Raw genomic sequence first — 20,233 nt, 5'->3', positions numbered from 1 at the left:
TCTGCGGGTGTACAAAATAAAAGGAAAGAGAAGATAAAAGGCCGCGGGATTCTGAATCCTGCGGCCCCTTATTCCTCAATCATATGTATTTCCAGAAAATCAAATGAAATTTCTTCCAGAAAATTATCCTGATAAAAGCGGGCTTTGCCATGGCGTTTGAATTCGGACACGGTGGCGTCCAGCCAGATTGGCCGGCCCAGATCAAATTCATAACAGACCTGTTCCAGTGCATGGAAGATTTTATGAGTGCGGGTATCGCTGCTGTCGTCCGTAATCACGGTATCCCGGAGCAGACGGTTATCTTTGCATAATTTAAACCAGATACGCATGGTGTTTTCCTTTCTTTTATGAATCTCTGAATCCTCGTTATATACCTGGATATATCCGGATAATCTGAGAGGCTTTCAGGCCTGCAGGAAATCCCGGATATATGGAAAAGACCAGAAGTTCCGCCGAGACAGAACCCTGGTCTAAAAGAGAGTGGGCAAATTCATATAACGTGTAACGACTGTCTTTTAGTTATCCCCGTTGCAGTTCATATCTGTAATACTGCAGGTAGTATCATCTTTGTCGCTGTTGCAGTTCATGTCTGTGATACTGCAGGTGCTGTCGTCATTATCGCCGTTACAGTTCATATCTGTAATACTGCAGGTAGTATCTTCATCTGAAGTTACTCCGTTCATGTTCGAAATATTTAAGTTTTTCTTCTCCATAGTTTCCCTCCTGAACCAATATAAAAAATGTAATTGCGTCTTATCTGTGTCTGTATTATAACGTTAATTGGCAGGGATTGCAAGGCAAAAAAAACTGGAAATGGCAGAATTGACAGGGTTTTTTGACACTTAAAATGAACTGTATGAGGCCAGATAGAAATATTGCAGACAAATTATATTCGGTTCCGGGAAAATATTTATTGATTTTATGGATTTTCAAAGATATAATAAATTTCAGGAGCCTTACTGCTCCGGATATAACTGTAAGCGAAACAGTTACAGAATGAACAGAGGAAAGGAGTTTTTAGAATGGAAAATATGATTAATAAACAGGTGGAAGCATTTCAGGTATCAGCATTCTGCAAAGGAGAGTTTCTGGACGTAACGCAGGAGGATTTGAAAGGACACTGGTCCGTGCTGTTTTTTTATCCGGCAGATTTTACCTTTGTATGCCCTACGGAGCTGGGAGATCTGGCAGATTATTATGAGGAATTCAAAGAAGAAGGGTGTGAGATTTATTCCGTATCGGAAGATACTCATTTTGTACACAAGGCATGGGCGGATGCGTCAGACACTATTAAAAAGATTCAGTATGTAATGCTGGGAGATCCGGCAGGTGTTCTTGCAAAACAGTTTGGTGTTCTGGTGGAAGAACTGGGACAGGCTCTGCGCGGAACTTTTATTCTGAATCCAAAAGGAGAAGTAAAAGCATATGAGATTCATGACATGGGAATCGGAAGAAATGCGGAGGAACTGCTCCGGAAGCTGCGGGCGGCAAAATTCGTGGAAGAACATGGAGATCAGGTGTGTCCGGCAAAATGGCAGCCGGGAGAGGAGACCTTAAGTCCGAGCCTGGACCTGGTTGGGATGCTGTAGGAGAAGCGAAATGATTAATATCGAAAAAATATCTCTCAGAAGTGAACTTATTACGGAGGAACTGGAAAGTCAGCTGAATACGGTACTTGGGAAGCTCACAGGGGAAGTATGCATGGTGTGTGTAATCAATCCGGAAGAAAAGGCTTCCATGGAAATGGCGGAACTGGTGCGCCATATGGCCGGGCTGTCCGATAAACTTTCCTGCCGTTTTTATGATCAGGCAGAGGCCGAAAAAGAACTGCCGGAGCTGGACGCTTCACTGTTGCCCGTGACAGCACTCTATAAAAATGACAGGTATACAGGGGTGGCATATCATGGAGTTACCGGCGGCAAGGAGATGAATTCTCTGGTATTCGGTATTTACAATACGGCAGGCCCTGGTCAGGAAATCAGCGGAAGAATACAGAAGAAGCTGCAGAAACTGGAAGACAAGGTGGATATCAGAGTATTTGTATCTCTGTCCTGCCATCATTGTGCACAGCAGGTAATAACCTGTCAGAAAATGGCTTCCGAGTCAGAAATGATTGAAGCCAGAATGATAGACGCCAGATTATATCCGGAGCTTGCGGAACAATACCATATTGAACGGATTCCCATGACTATTGTGAACGAGAAGGAAGTGCTGATGGGGACAAAAACCATCGAAGAAATGTATCAGGTGATTAAAAAGTGTAAAAAGTAAAAAACCATTGGACAAAATAACCAAAATGTCAGAATAAAATTTGACAGTATTGGCCATAATTTTATTTTTTTCGAAAGTTTGCTTGAATTTTCCCGGTAAAAATGCTAACATAATAGCACAAGAAGGAAGTAAACAGGTGCCTGGAGAGTGGAGAGTAAGGTTAGCACAGCAGAAATGTTGCTTATTAACTTTACTCTTTTTTCTTTTCGCAAAATTAAGGAGGTGGATGCCTGGAAATAATTTCGGAACGTGAACTGGCTGAAACTGGTATGGGAGGCTTATGGAACAGAAATTTTATGATGCGATGGCGGACTGTCCCGTTGTTGCGGCGGTAAAAAACTTTGAGGGAATTGAGAAATGTCTGAAATCTGATGTAAAAATTGTATTTATTCTGTTCGGAGATATGTGCAATATCGGCGAAATTGTGGAACAGCTGAAAAGGGCAGACAAAATAGCTCTGGTGCATCTGGATTTGATTGAAGGGCTCAGCGCCCATGAGATTGCGGTGGATTATATCAGAAAAAATACAAAAGCAGATGGAATTATTTCAACCAGGATGAATATGATTAATCGTGCAAAAGAGTTGTCCATGTATACGGTTTATCGAATTTTTGTGCTGGATTCCAGAGCTTATCAGAGTATAGAAAAGCAGAAAAAGCAAATCCGGGCAGATTTTATCGAGATTCTGCCGGGAGTCATGCCGAAGATTATACGGAAGATCAATAAACTTAGTTCTCAGGCTGTCATTGCCGGCGGACTGATCAGTGACAGGGAAGATGTGATTGACGCGCTGAATGCCGGGGCAATTTCAGTTTCAACCACCAACCAGGATATATGGTTTATGTAAGGAGGAGAAAGAGAGATGGGTAATACAAAGAGAAAGATTGCAGACGGGTTACAGGAGATGCTTCACGAAAAGCCTCTGAGAAAGATAACCGTCCAGGATATCATGGACTGTAAGAATATGAAGCGCCAGAGCTTCTATTATCATTTCCAGGATATTTACGGGGTGATTGAGTGGCTTTATAATGAAGACTTTGTAAAACAGGTTGCATACGACGAGAACGAGGCATTTGAGGAATGGATTCGCAAGGTTGTAAGAATCATCAGGGAAAACCGTTTCTTCTATAAAAAGGTGCTGGAGAACATCAGCCGGGAACGACTGATGGAGCGGCTGTTTCCGGTGGTGGACGAACAGCTCAGAGGCCGGTTCTGGTCAGAGAAAAACGGGAACTATCTGGTGGAAAGTTTTATTGTGAAATCTGTCTGTCATTTTGTACTGGACTGTGTGGCCATGAAGAAAGGGCCGGGAGAGGAAGAAGTGCTTGCTGCGGTGGAAAATATCAGAGCCATGCTGCATCATCCAACAAATAATATTTTGGTACTTCCTACAACAAAAAGCAGTATGACAGCATAGAGTTTCGGCAGAAACACCGTGTATTGGGACGGAAGAACAATAAATTTCAATAAATTGTACAAATAAGAATATGTGTCTAATGACAAAAAGTATTTAAAAAGCTATAATAATACTATCAAGTCAAAACGGAGGAGGATTTTACAAATGGCAAAATATGTTATGGCGCTGGACGCCGGCACAACAAGCAACAGATGTATTCTTTTTAACGAAAAAGGTGAAATGTGCAGTGTAGCTCAGAAAGAGTTCACACAGTATTTTCCGAAACCAGGCTGGGTAGAACATGATGCTAACGAGATCTGGTCTACACAGTTAGGTGTTGCAGTAGAAGCAATGCAGAAGATTGGGGCTTCCGCAGATGACATCGCTGCAATCGGTATCACAAATCAGCGTGAAACCACTATCGTGTGGGATAAGAATACAGGCGAACCAGTGTATCATGCAATTGTATGGCAGTGCCGCAGAACTTCTGAATACTGTGATTCTCTGAAGGATAAGGGTCTGGAAGATTCCTTCCGTCAGAAAACCGGTCTGGTAATCGACGCATACTTCTCAGGAACAAAATTAAAATGGATTCTTGATAATGTAGAAGGCGTAAGAGAAAGAGCAGAAAAAGGAGAACTTCTCTTTGGTACCGTTGAGACATGGTTAATCTGGAAACTTACAAAGGGCGCAGCTCACGTAACAGATTACTCCAATGCAGCACGTACCATGCTGTTCAATATCAATGACCTGAAATGGGATGAGGAAATTCTGAAAGAGCTGAACATTCCGGCAAGTATGCTTCCTGAAGCAAAACCTTCAAGCTGTGTATACGGAGAAGCAGATCCGGCTTTCTTTGGTGGAAAGATTCCGGTCAGCGGAGCAGCAGGAGACCAGCAGGCAGCATTATTTGGACAGACATGTTTCACAGCAGGCGAAGCAAAGAATACATATGGAACCGGATGCTTCCTGTTAATGAACACCGGAGAAAAACCGGTATTCTCCAAGAATGGTCTGGTTACAACAATTGCATGGGGTATTGACGGAAAAGTTAATTACGCATTAGAAGGTTCTATTTTCGTGGCAGGTGCTGCAATCCAGTGGCTGCGCGATGAGTTAAGAGTCATCGACAGCGCTCCGGATTCCGAGTACATGGCTAAGAAAGTAAAAGACACCAATGGATGTTATGTAGTACCTGCATTCACAGGACTTGGTGCTCCTCACTGGGATCAGTATGCAAGAGGAACGATTGTAGGAATTACCCGTGGTGTTAATAAATATCACATCATCCGCGCAACACTGGAGTCTCTGGCATATCAGGTAAATGACGTTCTGCAGGCAATCAAAGCAGATTCCGGCATTGAACTGAGTGCTCTGAAGGTTGACGGTGGTGCAAGTGCCAACGACTTCTTAATGCAGACACAGGCAGACATTATCAACGCTCCGGTTAACCGTCCTTCCTGCGTAGAGACAACCGCTATGGGTGCTGCTTATCTGGCAGGTCTTGCAGTTGGCTACTGGGCAAGCAAAGAAGACGTTATTAAGAACTGGGCAATTGACCAGACTTTCAAACCTCAGATTTCTGCAGAAGAGAGAAAAGAGAAAGTAGAAGGCTGGAACAAGGCTGTAAAATATTCTTATGGCTGGGCAAAAGAAGACTAGAAGACAAAAGTAGATTGAAGGCAGAAAGGGGAACACGAAATGTTACCATATATAGCAGAATTTGTAGGAACAATGATGTTGATTATGTTAGGTGATGGCGTAGTTGCTAACGTAACTCTGAACAAATCCGGAATGAAGGGCGCAGGCTCTATCCAGATTACCATTGCCTGGGGTCTTGCAGTTATGATACCGGCATTCATTTTTGGTGCTGCATCCGGTGCAAGTTTTAACCCCGCTTTAACCCTGGCATTAGCAGTAGACGGCAGCTTTGCATGGGATCTGGTGCCTGGTTATATCGTAGCACAGTTCGCAGGTGCATTTGTAGGCGCGATTATTGTATGGATTGCTTTCAAAGGCCAGTTCGATGCAACAGATGATCCGGGAACCAAACTTGGTGTATTCTCCTGTGGACCATCTATTCCGAACCTTCCAATGAACATCCTTGCAGAAGCAGTTGCAACTTTCGTACTGGTATTTGCAATCAAAGGCCTTCCGGCAGAAGCTCCTGCTGGTGTAGGTAACCTGTTAGTATTCGGAATCATCGTTTCCTGCGGTATGTCCTTTGGTGGATTAACAGGATACGCTATGAACCCGGCCCGTGACCTTGGACCTCGTCTGGCACATACAATCCTTCCGATCAGCGGAAAAGGAAGCTCTAACTGGGGATATGGAATCGTTACATTAGTTGGACCGATCATCGGCGCTCTGCTGGCAGTTGGTCTGTATGGAATCATTCCATGGTAAAATAATGACTCGAATGTTATAATTATCGTGTAAAGCACTGATATGTGAAATATGGCATTGCAGAGATAACAGAGAGGCAATGATTACATTCCCCGGAATGGGGAGTGTGATTGTTGCTTTTCCTGTATCAGAAACTGGTTTGTATTTTAAATAAGTAAATTAACTGCCCTGAACCTCCGGCTTATGGCAGTAAAAAATAAATAAGAAAGAGTGAGAAAAGGATAGGTGAACAATATGTATGATGTAGTAATTATTGGAGCAGGCGTATCAGGAAGTGCTTCCGCAAGAGAACTTTCCAGATACAAACTGAATGTCTGTGTAGTGGAAAAGGAAGAAGATGTATGCTGTGGAACATCCAAGGCAAACAGTGCAATTGTACATGCCGGATTTGACGCAGAAGCAGGTTCCCTTATGGCGAAGCTGAATGTGGAAGGCAACCAGATGATGGAAGCTCTTTCCAAAGAACTGGATTTCCACTATAAGAATAATGGTTCTCTGGTTGTATGTATTAACGAGGAAGAAAAACCCAATCTGCAGGCGCTGTATGACAGAGGTGTGGAGAACGGTGTCAAAGATCTGCGCATTATTGACAGAGAAGAACTCGTTAAGCTGGAGCCCAATATTGCAGACGAAGCAGTGGCAGCGCTGTATGCACCTACCGGCGGAATTGTCTGCCCCTTTGGAATGAACATTGCATTTGCTGAAAATGCTGCAACCAACGGTGTGGAGTTCAAATTTGATACGGAAGTTACTGACCTGGAGAAAAAAGGTGACAACTGGGTAGTTAAGACCAGCCAGGGCGAAATTGAAACCAGATACGTTGTAAATGCGGCAGGTGTTTATGCAGATAAATTCCACAACATGGTAAGCGACAAAAAATTACATATCACACCGAGACGCGGAGATTACTGTCTGTTAGACCGCTCTACCGAAGGATTTGTAACACATACTATTTTCCAGCTTCCAGGTAAATACGGAAAAGGCGTTCTGGTATCTCCTACCGTTCACGGCAATACGTTAGTAGGACCTACCGCAATTGATATTGAAAACAGAGAAGGAACCAATACCACACAGGAAGGTATTGACGAACTGATTAATAAAGCAGGAACTACGGTAAAAGGTCTTCCAATCCGTCAGGTAATTACCTCATTTGCAGGACTTCGTGCCCATGAAGACGGACATGAATTCTATATCGGCGAACTGGAAGAAGCAAAAGGCTTCATCGACTGTGCAGGTATTGAATCTCCTGGACTGACCAGCGCTCCGGCAATTGGAAAAATGGTGGCAGGCATCATTAAAGACCTGACAAATGCAGAAGAGAACCCCGACTTTAACGGAACCAGAAAAGGAATCCTGGATCCCAAGACCCTGAGCAATGAAGAACGGGCAGCTCTGATTAAAGAAAATCCGGCATATGGAAATATTATCTGCAGATGTGAGATGATTACAGAAGGCGAAATTATCGACGCAATTAAACGTCCTCTGGGCGCAAAATCCTTAGACGGTGTAAAACGTCGTACCAGAGCCGGAATGGGACGCTGCCAGGCAGGTTTCTGTTCTCCAAGAACCATCGAGATTCTTTCCAGAGAACGCGGAGTAGACCCATCCGAAATTACAAAAGCAGGTGGAGAATCCAGGATTATTGTAGGAATTAATAAAGACAGAATATAGTTGGTTACGAATCAGGAGGGAAAAAAATGTTAAATTATGATATTGTTATTGTAGGAGGCGGCCCTGCAGGACTTGCAGCAGCCGTATCAGCAAAAAGAAATGGAGTAGAATCTATTTTAGTACTGGAAAGAGATAAAGAGCTGGGTGGTATTCTGAATCAGTGTATCCACAATGGATTCGGACTTCATACATTTAAAGAAGAGCTGACAGGCCCGGAATATGCAGGAAGATTTATTGACCAGTTAAAAGACGAGAAGATTGAATATAAATTGAACACCATGGTTATGGATATTGCACCGAACAAGGTTGTAACTGCCATGAACCGTGAAGATGGAATGTTTGAAATTCAGGCAAAAGCAATTGTACTTGCCATGGGCTGCAGAGAGCGTTCCCGAGGCGCGTTGAATATTCCCGGATATCGTCCGGCAGGTATTTATTCTGCAGGTACTGCACAGCGTCTTGTGAATATGGAAGGCTATATGCCGGGACGTGAAGTAGTAATTCTTGGTTCCGGTGATATCGGACTGATTATGGCAAGAAGAATGACACTGGAAGGTGCAAAGGTTAAAGTGGTAGCTGAGTTAATGCCATATTCCGGCGGACTGAAGAGAAATATCGTACAGTGTCTGGATGACTACGGAATTCCGCTGAAATTGAGCCATACTGTTGTAGATATCGAAGGCAAGGAGAGAGTGGAAGCGATTACCATCGCAGAAGTGGGTTCGGACAGAAGACCGATTCCGGGAACAGAAGAACGTTATACCTGCGATACTCTGCTGTTATCCTGCGGACTGATTCCGGAAAACGAGCTGTCCAGAAGCCTGAATGTGGAAATGAGCCCGGTTACATCCGGACCGCTGGTAAACGAATGTCTGGAAACCAATGTAGAAGGCGTATTTGCCTGTGGTAACGTGCTTCACGTACATGATCTGGTAGACTTTGTTTCCGAGGAAGCATCTGCTGCCGGAAAACATGCTGCTGAGTATGTACTGAACGGTGCAAAACATAAAGACACCAATGCAAAGGATATTCCGATTGTTGCGGTAGAAGGTGCACGCTACACCGTACCGAAGACCATCAATCCGGACAGAATGGATGAGAAACATACGGTACGTTTTCGTGTGGGCGATGTATATAAGAACTGCTATGTATCCGTATATCTGAATGATGAGCGTATTATTCACAAAAAGCGTCCGGTTGTAGCACCTGGAGAGATGGAAGAAGTTGTACTGAAAAAAGAAGAATTAGCAGCATTTTCAAATCTGTCTCAGATTACCGTAAAGATTGAGGAGGCGTAAAACTATGGAAACAAGAGAATTAATTTGTATCGGATGCCCCATGGGCTGCCCGTTAAAAGTGGAAATGAACAATGGTGAAGTGGTAAGCGTTACCGGCAATACCTGCAAGCGCGGTGATGATTATGCGAGAAAAGAAGTAACCAACCCGACCAGAATCGTTACAAGTTCTGTTATCGTAGAAGGCGGAAGCCTTGCAGCAGTATCTGTAAAGACAAAAGAAGATATTCCGAAAGGAAAAATCTTTGATATTATGAAAGACCTGAAAGGCGTAAAAGTTCAGGCACCGGTACATATCGGGGATGTGATTGTAAGCGACGTGGCAGGTACAGGCGTAGACATTATCGCAACCAAAAACGTATTATAATTAAGCCTATCCTAAATTTCAAAATCTTTCACCGTTATGCGGTAAAGAATATCCCCCTGCGGCATATACTGTAGCAGGGGGATTATTATGCGTTTATGTGAATTAAAAGAAAAAGAAGTCATTAACGTCTGCAACTGCAGATGCCTGGGGTTTGTGGTGGATTTGGACATTGACCCCTGCAACGGATGTATTCTGGCACTGATTATTCCCGGCTGCGGAAAAATATGGGGATTGTTCGGCAGAGAGAGTGAAATTGTGATTCCCTGGAAAAAGGTGGTCAAAATCGGACCGGACATTATCCTGGTGGAAATTCCGGACCCGCCGTAACAGCGGCTTCCCAGGGCCGGAAACTTTCAGGAAATCATATTGACAGGAGAAAAAAAGTAGAATATACTGAAAAGCGACCAGGCAGTTTTGTGTACAGATTTGGGAGGGGTTTCATGAAATGTCCGTTTTGCAGCAGCGATAATACGCGCGTGATTGATTCAAGGCCTGCAGATGACAATAATTCCATTCGCAGGAGAAGGCTGTGTGACGACTGCGGGAAGCGTTTCACCACTTATGAGAAAGTAGAGACAATTCCTTTGATTGTCATTAAGAAAGATAATAACCGGGAACAGTATGATCGGACGAAAGTGGAGGCCGGAATTCTGCGGGCCTGCCATAAACGTCCGGTACCTGCAAATATGATTAACCAGATGGTGGACACCGTAGAGGTGGACATTTTTAACCGGGAAGAAAAAGAAATCTCCAGTTCGGAAATCGGAGAAATTGTCATGAACAGGCTGCAGGAACTGGATCCGGTAGCTTATGTGAGATTTGCTTCCGTGTACCGGGAGTTTAAAGATGTCAATACTTTTATGGACGAGCTGAAGAAAATACTGGACAAGTAAGGTGAGATTTCAAATTGCAGAGTTCAGGAGAATGACAGAATGTTGAGAAAATTTTATCCGAATGAATATTTGGATTCCGCGTATCAGATAGAGTTTGAACGTTTATATCAGGAAGGATATCGGGGAATTATTTTTGATGTGGACAATACACTGGTACCTCATGGCGCGCCGGCAGATGAGCGGGCGAAAAAGCTGTTTGCTCAGCTGAAAAAGCTGGGCTATCAGTGCTGTCTGCTGTCTAATAATAAAGAACCCAGAGTCAAAATGTTTAATGACCAGGTACAGGTGCAGTATATTTTTAAGGCCGGAAAACCCAAAGTCTCCGGCTATGAGCGGGCCATGGAGCTGATGGGAACCCACAGGGAGAATACACTTTTTGTGGGAGATCAGATTTTTACTGATGTGTATGGGGCCAACCGGGCAGGAATCCGGACGATTCTCACCAGGCCCATTCACCCAAAAGAGGAAATCCAGATTGTACTGAAACGGTATCTGGAAAGAATTGTTCTGTTTTTTTATCAGAGAAGCCAAAAATAATAATGACTGGCAGAGCCTGCCGGCAGTATGTCAGGAACCAGGGAGGAGTAACGTGAAGATAGCGATTGGAAACGACCATGCGGCAACGGATTTAAAAAAAGAGATTGTCAGGTATGTAGAAAGTCTGGGCTATGAAGTAATTAATTTTGGGACGGACAGCAATGAGAGCTGCGATTATCCCATATATGGTGAAAGAGTAGGACGGGCAGTGGCAGAAGGAGAAGCAGACTGCGGGATTTTGATTTGCGGAACAGGAGTGGGAGTCTCCCTGGCTGCAAATAAGGTGAAGGGCATCCGCTGCGGCGTCTGCTCGGACACCACGACGGCCCGTTTGATTAAAGAACATAACAATGCCAATATTATAGCTTTTGGGGCAAGAATTGTAGGACTGGAAAAGGCGAAGGATATCGTAAAAGCCTATCTGGAAGCAGAATTTCAGGGAGGAAGACATCAGCACAGGGTAGATATGCTGGACAGAATAGAAGAAACCTGGCTTCAGAATTAAGAAAGGTGTAACAGGGCAGCTTGTCTGAACTGTTACCATTTTCCGGATGGTTCCGGAAAAAAAGGTTGAAAAATCTGCCATTATAGGATAGAATAATAACGAATACAGGGGCTGAACGGGCCCAAGTGTAGTTTAAGGAGGAAATTCGGATGATTTCAGCAGGAGATTTCAGAAATGGTATTACGATTGAATTAGATAATAACATTTACCAGATTATTGAGTTTCAGCATGTAAAACCAGGAAAAGGCGCAGCCTTTGTAAGAACGAAACTGAAGAATATTAAGAGCGGCGGAGTTGTGGAAAAGACTTTCCGTCCCACGGAAAAATGTCCCCAGGCAAGAATTGACAGAGCGGACATGCAGTATTTATATTCCGACGGGGATCTGTTCCATTTTATGGATGTGGAGACATATGAGCAGATTGCGCTGGATGCGGAAGCAATCGGCGACGCACTGAAGTTCGTGAAAGAGAATGAGATGGTGAAAATGTGTTCTCATAACGGCAGCGTATTTGCAGTAGAACCGCCTCTGTTCGTAGAGTTGAAAATTACGGAGACAGAGCCGGGCTTTAAAGGCGATACGGCGACAGGCGCAACCAAGCCGGCAGTTGTGGAAACCGGCGCGACCGTATATGTTCCTCTGTTTGTGGAACAGGAGGATGTAATTAAGATTGATACCAGAACCGGGGAATATCTGTCCAGAGTATAGTAAAACATTATAAGGATTACGCAGGGCTGTTGAAAAATAGCTGCTGTATATATGATATGGCATTCGATTACAGAATCTTTATCCGTATCATGTATATAAGCCGCATTTTGCGACAGTCTTTTTATCTTACAGGACCTTCCGCAAGCATCTGTATGGAAAGGGAATATTCTGAGGGAGTCATGCCGGTTATTTTCTTAAATTGCCGGGAAAAATAATGAATGGAGGTGTAGCCCAGAGCGTCGGCAATCTGGGTGAAATTCATGTTTTGTTCCCGAATCATTTCTTTGGCCCGTATGATTTTCATATGAGAAAAATATTCAATGATACCGCTGCCGCATTTACTGCGGAACAGCTTCTGAAGCTGGGAAGTGCCAATCAGATTATCCCGGCAGATTTCATCCAGCGTAAGGTTCTGAGAGAGACGGGCTTCCATGTAAGCATGAACGCGGCGGAACGTCTCATCGTCCTGTTTTAATTTTACAGATTTTGCAGGCTGCATGTCCGGAGCCGAGGCAATCCCTTTCCGGTAAAGGGAAATCAGAAAATGTTCCAGAGAAAGCTGTATAAGCTGTTCTGCTCCGGGGCGCTGCCTGGGATTGCAGGAAAGCTGACAGGTGTAAGGATTATTCAGAGGGGTGAGAAATGCGTCGCCGGCCTCGGAAATGACCGTTGCCAGAAGGCAGCGTTCCGGTTCTCCCAGATGGAGAATTTTGTCTTCGAAAAACTGCATGGCAGGCGAATTGCATACAAAAGAGACCACCACCAGATTGGGAGCGATGATCCCGTTGGTAGCCACGGAATGAAACTGGCCGGGTTTGTGGAAAATAATACTGCCTTTTTGCAGAATGTGAGTATTCCGGTCTGCAGTGACGGTGACCTGTCCCTTGTCCACACAGAGAAATTCCCAGAAATCATGGGATTCTCCCTCAAACATGAAATCTTTGCCATATTCAAAATAGTGGATGGTAATGATTTGAGGGATATCAAATAACCGGGACAGGGGATATCTGTAAAATTCCATAAAAATTCCTTTCCGTTAGCTGTCATACGCCTTCGGGGGCCTCTGGCTGCGGGTGAGAAGGTTATCCCCTCATGGAAGAGCAAATCATCCCATCACCGATAAACCGGAGAGGTCTGATTTGTCTCCATGGGGTTTATGAGGGAGTAGTTATTCAGAATACCGCGCCACAGCCATGCCAGCAGAGCTGTCATACGCCTTTAGGGGAGGCTCCTGGCTGCGGCTGGGAGGTATCCCCTCATGGAAGAGCAAATCATCCCATCACCGATAAACCGGAGGGGCCTGATCTGACTTTCCATGGAGTTCTGAACAGATATATTTTAACATAAAATTATGCAAAAAAGTAGAAATATTGTGCAAATACAGAAATTTTTTTTTGTATTATCATGAAAGGTATAAGAAGAACAGAAACAGTGCGGAGGCACTGGAATTTCAGGAGGACAGGAAATATGAAAAAACCAGTATTGGTCATTTTGGCAGCAGGAATGGGAAGCCGTTACGGAGGGTTAAAACAGATTGATCCGGTAGATGAGCAGGGACATATTATCATTGACTTTTCTATTTATGACGCTCTGGAGGCCGGATTTGAAAAAATCGTATTTATTATTAAGAGAGCCAATGAGGCTGCATTTAAAGAGAGCATTGGAGACCGGATTTCTGAAAAAATACAGGTGGAATATGTATATCAGGAACTGGAAAAGATTCCGGCAGGTTTTCAGGTGCCGGAAGGCAGGGTGAAACCCTTTGGCACGGGCCATGCCATTCTGTGCTGCAGAGACGTGCTGGACGGACCCTTTGCAGTGATTAATGCAGATGACTATTATGGCAAACATGCCTATCAGGCAATCTATGATTATCTGACCAGTCATCAGGATGACGAGACATATCGCTATGCCATGGTGGGATATGAGCTGAAAAATACCCTGACGGAGAACGGACATGTGGCCAGAGGGGTCTGCGAGGCGGACAAAGAAGGATTTCTGACGGAAATCTGTGAGCGCACCCATATTGAGAAACAGGGAGATAAAGCTGTTTATACGGAGGATGACGGAGCCACCTGGACAGAACTTCCCATGGACAGTATTGTTTCCATGAATATCTGGGGCTTTTCCGAGAGCATTTTAAAGGAACTGGAAACAGGATTTGTGAAATTCCTGAAAGAGGAACTGCCGGACAATCCCATGAAGGCCGAGTATTACCTTCCCATGGCAGTAGGAGATTTACTGCAGGAAGGCAAAGCCAGCGTACAGGTATTAAATTCCCGTGACAAATGGTTCGGCGTTACTTATAAAGAAGACAAAGAACAGGTGGTAAAGGCTATTGCAGAACTGAAGCAGCAGGGGCAGTATCCGGAAGAATTTTAGAGTCGGAAGGGAAGCACAGAGAGGAAGAAACCTATGGAAGAAAAAGAAATACTGAAATGGGCAAAAGAAGTGGCACAGCAGTTTGCGCTGGCAGGAAAGGTGAAACATATCCGCCCCTATGGCAGCGGACATATCAATGATACTTTCCTTGTGGAAGGAGAGAAGAACTGTATTCTGCAGCGAATGAATCGGAGTATTTTTACAAAACCGGAGGAAGTAATGGAAAATATTCTGGGTGTTACCACATTTCTGAAAAAGAAGATTGCAGAAGCGGGGGGCGATGAGCTGAGGGAAACTCTGACGGTGCTTCCTGCCGGAGACGGAAAACCTTTTTACCTAGACAGTCGGGGAGAATACTGGCGCATGTATTATCTGATTGAAGATGCGGTAAGCTATGACAGAGTGGAACGGGATGAGGATTTCTATGAGAGCGCTCTGGCTTTCGGAAATTTCCAGCAGCTGCTGGCAGATTATCCGGCGGAAACCCTTCATGAGACCATTCCGGGATTTCACGATACGAAAGCCAGATATCAGGTGTTCCTTGAGGCAGTGGAAGCAGATGTGTGCGGCAGAGCCAAAAATGCGGCAGAAGAGATTGAATTTTTCAAATCCCGGAAGGAAACTGCCTGTGTGCTGGGAGATTTGCTGGCACAGGGAAAAATGCCCCTGCGGGTAACCCATAACGATACAAAACTGAATAATATTATGATGGACAATGAGACGAGGAAAGGAATCTGCGTTATAGATCTGGATACGGTTATGCCGGGACTGGCAGTCAATGATTTTGGAGACGCCATCCGGTTTGGAGCCAGCACCGGAGATGAGGACGAAAAGGATTTGTCAAAAGTGAGCTGCGATTTGAGACTGTTCCGCATTTATACAGAGGGATTTTTAAAAGGCTGTAAGGGAAATCTGACAGATATGGAAGTTGCCATGCTTCCCATGGGTGCAAAAGTGATGACTTATGAAAACGGCATACGTTTCCTGACCGATTATCTGCAGGGAGATACGTATTTTAAAATCCACCGGGAAGGCCACAATCTGGACCGGTGCCGTACCCAGATGAAGCTGGTGGCAGATATGGAAAAGAAGTGGAAGGAACTGGAGGAAATTGTCAGGGAGTGCCAGGGTGCATAAGCGGTAAAAAAGCAGACTGACAGGTAACTTCTATGGGAAATCCTGCGTCACGCTAATATATTGTTTGTGCTTAAACGCAAAGAAAGCAGGCTGATGGGGAACTCCGGACTAAATATTTACTAAAAATATAGTAAAATAAAAATAGTATTTACTAAATGAACCGAGTGTGGTATACTGAGTCCTGAGAGAACCGGACAGCAGGTCAGAATATGTTGGTTTTCCCGGACAGGTAATAAGAAATGCGTAACGCGCGCAGATTGCGGACAGGAGGTAAAAATTATGGCAATTTTGGTAACGGGCGGAGCTGGGTATATCGGAAGCCATACCTGTATTGAGCTGATTCATGCAGGATATGAAGTGGTTGTGGTGGATAATCTGGTAAATTCCAGTGAAGAAGCAGTAAAAAGAGTGGAAAAAATTACCGGAGCAAAGGTACCTTTTTATCAGGTGGATATTCTGGACGCTCAGGGCCTTGGAGAAGTATTTGAGAAAGAAAAGATTGACAGTGTCATTCATTTTGCAGGTTTGAAAGCAGTGGGAGAGTCTGTGCAGAAACCGCTGGAATATTATCATAACAATATTACCGGAACATTGATTTTGTGCGACGTTATGCGCAAGCATGGAGTGAAGAATATTATTTTCTCATCTTCCGCAACGGTGTACGGAGATCCCGCCATTATTCCGATTACAGAGGAGTGCCCCAAAGGCCAGATTACCAATCCATATGGTCAGACCAAGGGAATGCTGGAACAGATTCTGACAGATTTCCATGTGGCAGATCCGGAATGGAATGTGGTGCTGCTTCGCTACTTTAACCCCATCGGCGCCCACGAAAGCGGAATCATCGGAGAGGACCCCAAGGGAATTCCCAACAATCTGGTACCCTACATTGCCCAGGTTGCTGTGGGCAAATTAAAATGCCTTGGCGTATTCGGGGATGATTACGATACACCGGACGGAACCGGCGTGCGGGATTACATTCATGTAGTAGATCTGGCAAAAGGCCATGTGAAAGCATTAAAGAAAATTGAAGATAAATCCGGCGTCAGCATATATAATCTGGGAACCGGTAACGGTTACAGTGTGCTGGATGTGGTAAAGGCTTATGAAAAGGCCTGCGGTAAACCAATCCCTTACGAAATCAAACCCAGAAGAGCCGGAGATATCGCCACCTGTTATGCAGATGCTTCCAAAGCAAAAGCGGAACTGGGCTGGGAGGCAGAGTTTGGCATCGACAGAATGTGCGAGGATTCCTGGAGATGGCAGAGTACCAATCCGGATGGATACCGCAGTTAATTTATGGAAGGTAACACAGAGATTATAACCATTGTGCCATACCGGAAGATTGTTTTTATGAACTGGTGGAAGAACAGTACATCCAAAAAGATACCGGGCGGCACGCAGAGTAATGATAAATACCGCCGGTGCAGAATGGCCTGCACCGGCGGTATTCATTTTAAAGTCAGGGATTTTATTCCTTTCTGCTCATAAGAAAAGATTCCAGACAGGTGTTGTGATGGTACTTTACAGCAGCTTTTTTATCCTTATCAATAATAGTACCGCTTAAATCAATATCATTGATTGCAGCAATTCCCACAACATAATGAATGACGTCAGCCAGTTCGTTTGCCAGCTGTGTCTGCATATCTTCTCCATTGACCTTTTTTCTTCCTGCACGCATATTGAGGACTTCGGCAACTTCCCCGATTTCTTCCACCAGTTTCATAAACAGGCCCTGTTCCGTTACGGAATTGCCATAAGTACAGAGCAGATATGCCTCGTAATCTTCAAAAGAAACGTTCATTGTGTGCCTCCGCAAATTACAGCGACCTTCCCGCAGCAAGTATCTGATTCCGTTTATCCGAATACCGTCTGGCTGTTTCCAGTGTGTGAGGGTCGCTGGCATATTTCTTTAAAGTTTCATGGTCTACCTTCAGGCGCAAATCCATGGTTTTCATCACATCTGCAATATGCATGGTTTTCTGGAATCTGGAATCGGTAAAGTCAACCCGCTGGTTGTCAGAAAACAGGATAACCACAGGCTGGGCGTAATTTTTCTGATTTTCCTCCACCACAATGCCCTTCTGGCCATTGGAAAAGTCCACGCAGCATCCCTTTGGAAGAATGTGAATACACTGGGTCAGGGCGGTGACGAACTGGGCGGGATAATAGTCCGGATAATCCCGCAGAAAACGCACGGCCCGGATTTCAGATACCGGGTCCCGGTCCAGATGCATGGAAGTCATTTCGTCAAACATGCTGGCCACATGAAGCACATGGGTGCCGTTTTTCCAGCGGATGTTTTTCTGAAGAGGTACTTTGACGTTGTGCTCCAGGCGGGCCATCTGCCCTACAATCTGAAGGGTAAGTTCCGGCAGCTTATAATCGTTGTAATCCGGATGGAGCATCTGATAGCCCTTTTCCAGATAGCCCTGGATTAACCGGCGTTCGTCCGGAGACAGAAGCCGGTCTCCCTTTTCCAGAATCTCGTCGGGCACCATCAGAAGCCCCGTATCATGCAGCAGGGCGGCGCACACAATGGCAAGCTGTTCCGCATAGGAATAATGAAGCCTGTTTACCATCATGGTTGCTAAAATAGCCGTATTCAGACAGTGTTTGTATACATAGTCTCCGTTGCTGCGGAGATTCCTGGCAAAGTTGATTTTGTGGTCGGGAGAGCCGAAGCTGCGCAGAATTGTCTGGGCCAGAGGGGTGATATTCTGAGGCGGCATATCATTCATAAGCAGTGTGAGGTCGTCTTTCAGGCGGAATGTGGAGACCGTGAGAAAGCGTTCCAGTTCAATATCCTCTTCGCTGAGAGGGGGTACCGGCTCGGCCGGCTCCAGAATGTATACGCCCCAGAGACCGAAATTCTCAATGCTGGCAATTCCCTGGCGTGTCAGTCTTGTATCACGTTCAAACAGCATAACTCCCCTTTTATTGTAAATTGGCCGGGCAAGACGCATACCGGGCTTTAACTGGCTGATTTTTACATATTGCACGAAAACACCTCCGTATCTGATTCTGGTGTTAAATACTACTATTTTTATATCGGATAAAAGGAGGAAATGGCAAAGGCTGTCAGAAAATAAAAATGTTTCCTGATGTCCGGCAGGAATTGCACTGCTGCCGGTTGTGTGTTAAAATCGGTATGACAATTCCAACTGCAGAAGACGAAGATGTGGAGGAAAACATGAGAAAAATATGGAAAAGCGCAGTCCTTATTTTATTCCTGTGCTGTCTGTCCGGCACAGCAGTTTCTGCCACCCAGGGGAAAATCGACAAGGTACAGGAAGGAATAGAGGACCTGGAAAAACAGAAGAAAGAAGCAGAGGAGCAGGTGGACAGCCTGACAGGACAGGCGGGCAGCCTGGAAGGAGATCTGAAAAATTTTAATAACAGTCTGGCTGCTGTGACAGAAGAACTGAACGCCACGGAAGAACAGTTAAACAATACCAGAATCAGCCTGGAAGAAACAGGCAGGGCGCTGGACGCGGCCAGGAAAAAAGAGCGTGACCAGTATGAAGCCATGAAAAAGAGAATTCGTTTCCTGTATGAAATGAACATGGAAGGTATGCTGGAAGTGCTGCTGAGCGCAGAAAGTTTTGCAGACTTTTTAAATAAAGGTGAATATATTGTAAGCATTCACAGTTACGACCGTAAAATGCTGAAAGAATATCAGGCGACCAAAGAAGAGATTGCCGGCAAAGAACGGGATCTGGAAGAACAGGAAGCACTGCTGGCAGATTTGCAGGAACAGCAGGAAGGCAAACAGCAGGAGCTGACAGCTCTGGTGGACAGCACATCCGATAAACTGAACGCTGCCAGAAAACAGATTGCAGACGCCCAGGCAGACGTGGAGGCCTACGAAGCGGAGATTGAGCGGCAGAAGGCCTATGAGGCGGAGCTGGAGAAGCAGAAAGCCGCAGAAGATGCAAAGAGGATGGCGGAAATCAAACGGCAGGAAGAAGAGATGAAACGGCAGGAAGAAACCGGAGGCAGCGGAGGAGGCGGAAGCTATCAGGGCAATGCTTCCGATACCTCGCTGCTGGCAGCTCTGATTCAGTGTGAAGCGGGAGGCGAAAGCTATGAGGGAAAACTGGCCGTGGGGAGCGTGGTAATGAACCGGGTGCGCAGTTCCCATTTTCCCAATACGGTAGCAGGGGTAATCTATCAGGGAGGACAGTTTTCTCCTGTGGCAAGCGGCAGGTTTGCAACGGTGCTGGCAAAAGGGGCCAGCCAGAGCTGCGTCCAGGCGGCGGCAGAGGTTCTGGGTGGAAATATTACCATAAACTGTCTCTATTTCCGGAGGAATAACGGCACCATTCCGGGCACTGTGATAGGAAATCATGTTTTTTATTAATACACAGCCCGAATGCTGTAAAACCGAAAAAGGTCGGTTTTTGTGGAAAATGCACAAAAACTGACCCTTTTTTATTGAAAAAACACCGGGAAGAATGATAAAAATATAACAAAGATGTACAAAAAGAACAGGAAAAAAAGGGAGAATGGGAAGGGCCGGAGCGGGGAAGATAATCCTTGCAATTTACAGTGAAATGTGCTAGGATATTTTTATCGAGGGAAGAAAACATGGGAAAAACAGGAATTTTCAGAATTATTTTGCAGGCATGGCAGAGAAATGAATGCCAGCGAACCTGTTTTCCTT

24 protein-coding genes are annotated in these 20,233 nt (G+C 45.0%); 19 read left to right on the top strand and 5 right to left on the bottom strand.

The window, feature by feature from the left end:
- Window positions 1–68: 68 nt before the first annotated feature.
- Window positions 69–329 (bottom strand): hypothetical protein, encoded by a 261-nt coding sequence (locus VSQ32_10820; GenBank protein MEH2943340.1) that lies wholly within the window; start codon window positions 327–329, stop codon window positions 69–71.
- A 186-nt stretch (window positions 330–515) separates the two neighbouring features.
- The gene (locus VSQ32_10815; GenBank protein ID MEH2943339.1) at window positions 516–713 is read right to left on the bottom strand and encodes a hypothetical protein; all 198 of its coding nucleotides are present in this window, start codon (window positions 711–713) and stop codon (window positions 516–518) included.
- Between the two features lie 309 nt (window positions 714–1,022).
- Between VSQ32_10815 and ahpC the strand changes: the two genes are divergently transcribed.
- The 14 genes from ahpC (at window position 1,023) to efp (ending at window position 12,048) form a co-directional block, all read left to right on the top strand.
- Window positions 1,023–1,589 (top strand): alkyl hydroperoxide reductase subunit C, encoded by a 567-nt coding sequence (gene ahpC, locus VSQ32_10810; GenBank protein MEH2943338.1) that lies wholly within the window; start codon window positions 1,023–1,025, stop codon window positions 1,587–1,589.
- A gap of 10 nt (window positions 1,590–1,599) precedes the next feature.
- Window positions 1,600–2,271, top strand: a complete 672-nt coding sequence (locus tag VSQ32_10805; protein ID MEH2943337.1) for a thioredoxin family protein — start codon at window positions 1,600–1,602, stop codon at window positions 2,269–2,271.
- A gap of 280 nt (window positions 2,272–2,551) precedes the next feature.
- Complete coding sequence (locus VSQ32_10800) at window positions 2,552–3,118, top strand: glycerol-3-phosphate responsive antiterminator (protein ID MEH2943336.1); 567 nt, start codon at window positions 2,552–2,554, stop codon at window positions 3,116–3,118.
- A gap of 15 nt (window positions 3,119–3,133) precedes the next feature.
- A complete protein-coding gene (locus VSQ32_10795; GenBank protein ID MEH2943335.1) occupies window positions 3,134–3,688 on the top strand; it encodes a TetR/AcrR family transcriptional regulator C-terminal domain-containing protein in 555 nt (184 codons plus the stop codon).
- 144 nt (window positions 3,689–3,832) lie between these two features.
- Window positions 3,833–5,329, top strand: coding sequence for a glycerol kinase GlpK (gene glpK, locus VSQ32_10790; GenBank protein MEH2943334.1), 1,497 nt, complete (start codon window positions 3,833–3,835; stop codon window positions 5,327–5,329).
- 39 nt (window positions 5,330–5,368) lie between these two features.
- A complete protein-coding gene (locus VSQ32_10785; protein MEH2943333.1) occupies window positions 5,369–6,073 on the top strand; it encodes an MIP/aquaporin family protein in 705 nt (234 codons plus the stop codon).
- 234 nt (window positions 6,074–6,307) lie between these two features.
- Window positions 6,308–7,744 (top strand): NAD(P)/FAD-dependent oxidoreductase, encoded by a 1,437-nt coding sequence (locus VSQ32_10780; protein ID MEH2943332.1) that lies wholly within the window; start codon window positions 6,308–6,310, stop codon window positions 7,742–7,744.
- A 26-nt stretch (window positions 7,745–7,770) separates the two neighbouring features.
- Window positions 7,771–9,042 carry an FAD-dependent oxidoreductase gene (locus VSQ32_10775; protein MEH2943331.1) on the top strand — a complete coding sequence of 424 codons (1,272 nt, stop codon included), beginning with the start codon at window positions 7,771–7,773 and terminating at the stop codon, window positions 9,040–9,042.
- A gap of 4 nt (window positions 9,043–9,046) precedes the next feature.
- A complete protein-coding gene (locus tag VSQ32_10770; GenBank protein ID MEH2943330.1) occupies window positions 9,047–9,406 on the top strand; it encodes a DUF1667 domain-containing protein in 360 nt (119 codons plus the stop codon).
- Window positions 9,407–9,493: 87 nt separating this feature from the next.
- Entirely contained in the window at window positions 9,494–9,733 is a 240-nt protein-coding gene (locus VSQ32_10765; GenBank protein MEH2943329.1) for a YlmC/YmxH family sporulation protein, read from the top strand.
- A gap of 113 nt (window positions 9,734–9,846) precedes the next feature.
- Window positions 9,847–10,299, top strand: a complete 453-nt coding sequence (gene nrdR / locus VSQ32_10760) for a transcriptional regulator NrdR (protein ID MEH2943328.1) — start codon at window positions 9,847–9,849, stop codon at window positions 10,297–10,299.
- Window positions 10,300–10,338: 39 nt separating this feature from the next.
- Entirely contained in the window at window positions 10,339–10,836 is a 498-nt protein-coding gene (locus VSQ32_10755) for a YqeG family HAD IIIA-type phosphatase (protein ID MEH2943327.1), read from the top strand.
- Window positions 10,837–10,888: 52 nt separating this feature from the next.
- Complete coding sequence (gene rpiB / locus VSQ32_10750; protein MEH2943326.1) at window positions 10,889–11,341, top strand: ribose 5-phosphate isomerase B; 453 nt, start codon at window positions 10,889–10,891, stop codon at window positions 11,339–11,341.
- Window positions 11,342–11,490: 149 nt separating this feature from the next.
- A complete protein-coding gene (gene efp / locus VSQ32_10745; GenBank protein ID MEH2943325.1) occupies window positions 11,491–12,048 on the top strand; it encodes an elongation factor P in 558 nt (185 codons plus the stop codon).
- Window positions 12,049–12,169: 121 nt separating this feature from the next.
- Here the strand turns inward: efp and VSQ32_10740 are convergent, their stop codons facing one another.
- A complete protein-coding gene (locus VSQ32_10740) occupies window positions 12,170–13,069 on the bottom strand; it encodes an AraC family transcriptional regulator (GenBank protein MEH2943324.1) in 900 nt (299 codons plus the stop codon).
- Between the two features lie 446 nt (window positions 13,070–13,515).
- On the opposite strand from VSQ32_10740, the gene VSQ32_10735 reads away from it, so the two are divergent.
- The 4 genes from VSQ32_10735 (at window position 13,516) to VSQ32_10720 (ending at window position 17,058) form a co-directional block, all read left to right on the top strand.
- Window positions 13,516–14,430, top strand: a complete 915-nt coding sequence (locus tag VSQ32_10735) for a sugar phosphate nucleotidyltransferase (GenBank protein ID MEH2943323.1) — start codon at window positions 13,516–13,518, stop codon at window positions 14,428–14,430.
- A gap of 33 nt (window positions 14,431–14,463) precedes the next feature.
- Window positions 14,464–15,567, top strand: a complete 1,104-nt coding sequence (locus VSQ32_10730; protein MEH2943322.1) for an aminoglycoside phosphotransferase family protein — start codon at window positions 14,464–14,466, stop codon at window positions 15,565–15,567.
- A gap of 279 nt (window positions 15,568–15,846) precedes the next feature.
- Window positions 15,847–16,863 carry a UDP-glucose 4-epimerase GalE gene (gene galE, locus VSQ32_10725; protein MEH2943321.1) on the top strand — a complete coding sequence of 339 codons (1,017 nt, stop codon included), beginning with the start codon at window positions 15,847–15,849 and terminating at the stop codon, window positions 16,861–16,863.
- A 3-nt stretch (window positions 16,864–16,866) separates the two neighbouring features.
- Window positions 16,867–17,058, top strand: a complete 192-nt coding sequence (locus VSQ32_10720; GenBank protein MEH2943320.1) for a hypothetical protein — start codon at window positions 16,867–16,869, stop codon at window positions 17,056–17,058.
- Here VSQ32_10720 and VSQ32_10715 read toward each other — a convergent pair.
- Together VSQ32_10715 and VSQ32_10710 are read right to left on the bottom strand one after the other, a co-directional pair.
- On the bottom strand, window positions 17,039–17,371 hold the full coding sequence (locus VSQ32_10715) for a MazG nucleotide pyrophosphohydrolase domain-containing protein (GenBank protein MEH2943319.1): 333 nt from the start codon (window positions 17,369–17,371) through the stop codon (window positions 17,039–17,041). The genes VSQ32_10720 and VSQ32_10715 overlap by 20 nt on opposite strands.
- Window positions 17,372–17,387: 16 nt before the next feature.
- Window positions 17,388–18,569 (bottom strand): HD domain-containing phosphohydrolase, encoded by a 1,182-nt coding sequence (locus VSQ32_10710; protein MEH2943318.1) that lies wholly within the window; start codon window positions 18,567–18,569, stop codon window positions 17,388–17,390.
- Window positions 18,570–18,760: 191 nt separating this feature from the next.
- On the opposite strand from VSQ32_10710, the gene VSQ32_10705 reads away from it, so the two are divergent.
- Window positions 18,761–19,930: a cell wall hydrolase gene (locus VSQ32_10705; GenBank protein MEH2943317.1), complete on the top strand. Its 1,170-nt coding sequence runs from the start codon at window positions 18,761–18,763 to the stop codon at window positions 19,928–19,930.
- The last annotated feature ends 303 nt before the right edge of the window (window positions 19,931–20,233 follow it).

This window comes from Lachnospiraceae bacterium JLR.KK002, from assembly GCA_036941025.1.
GTDB lineage: Bacteria > Bacillota > Clostridia > Lachnospirales > Lachnospiraceae > Petralouisia.
This window is presented reverse-complemented; position numbering and strand designations above follow the sequence as displayed.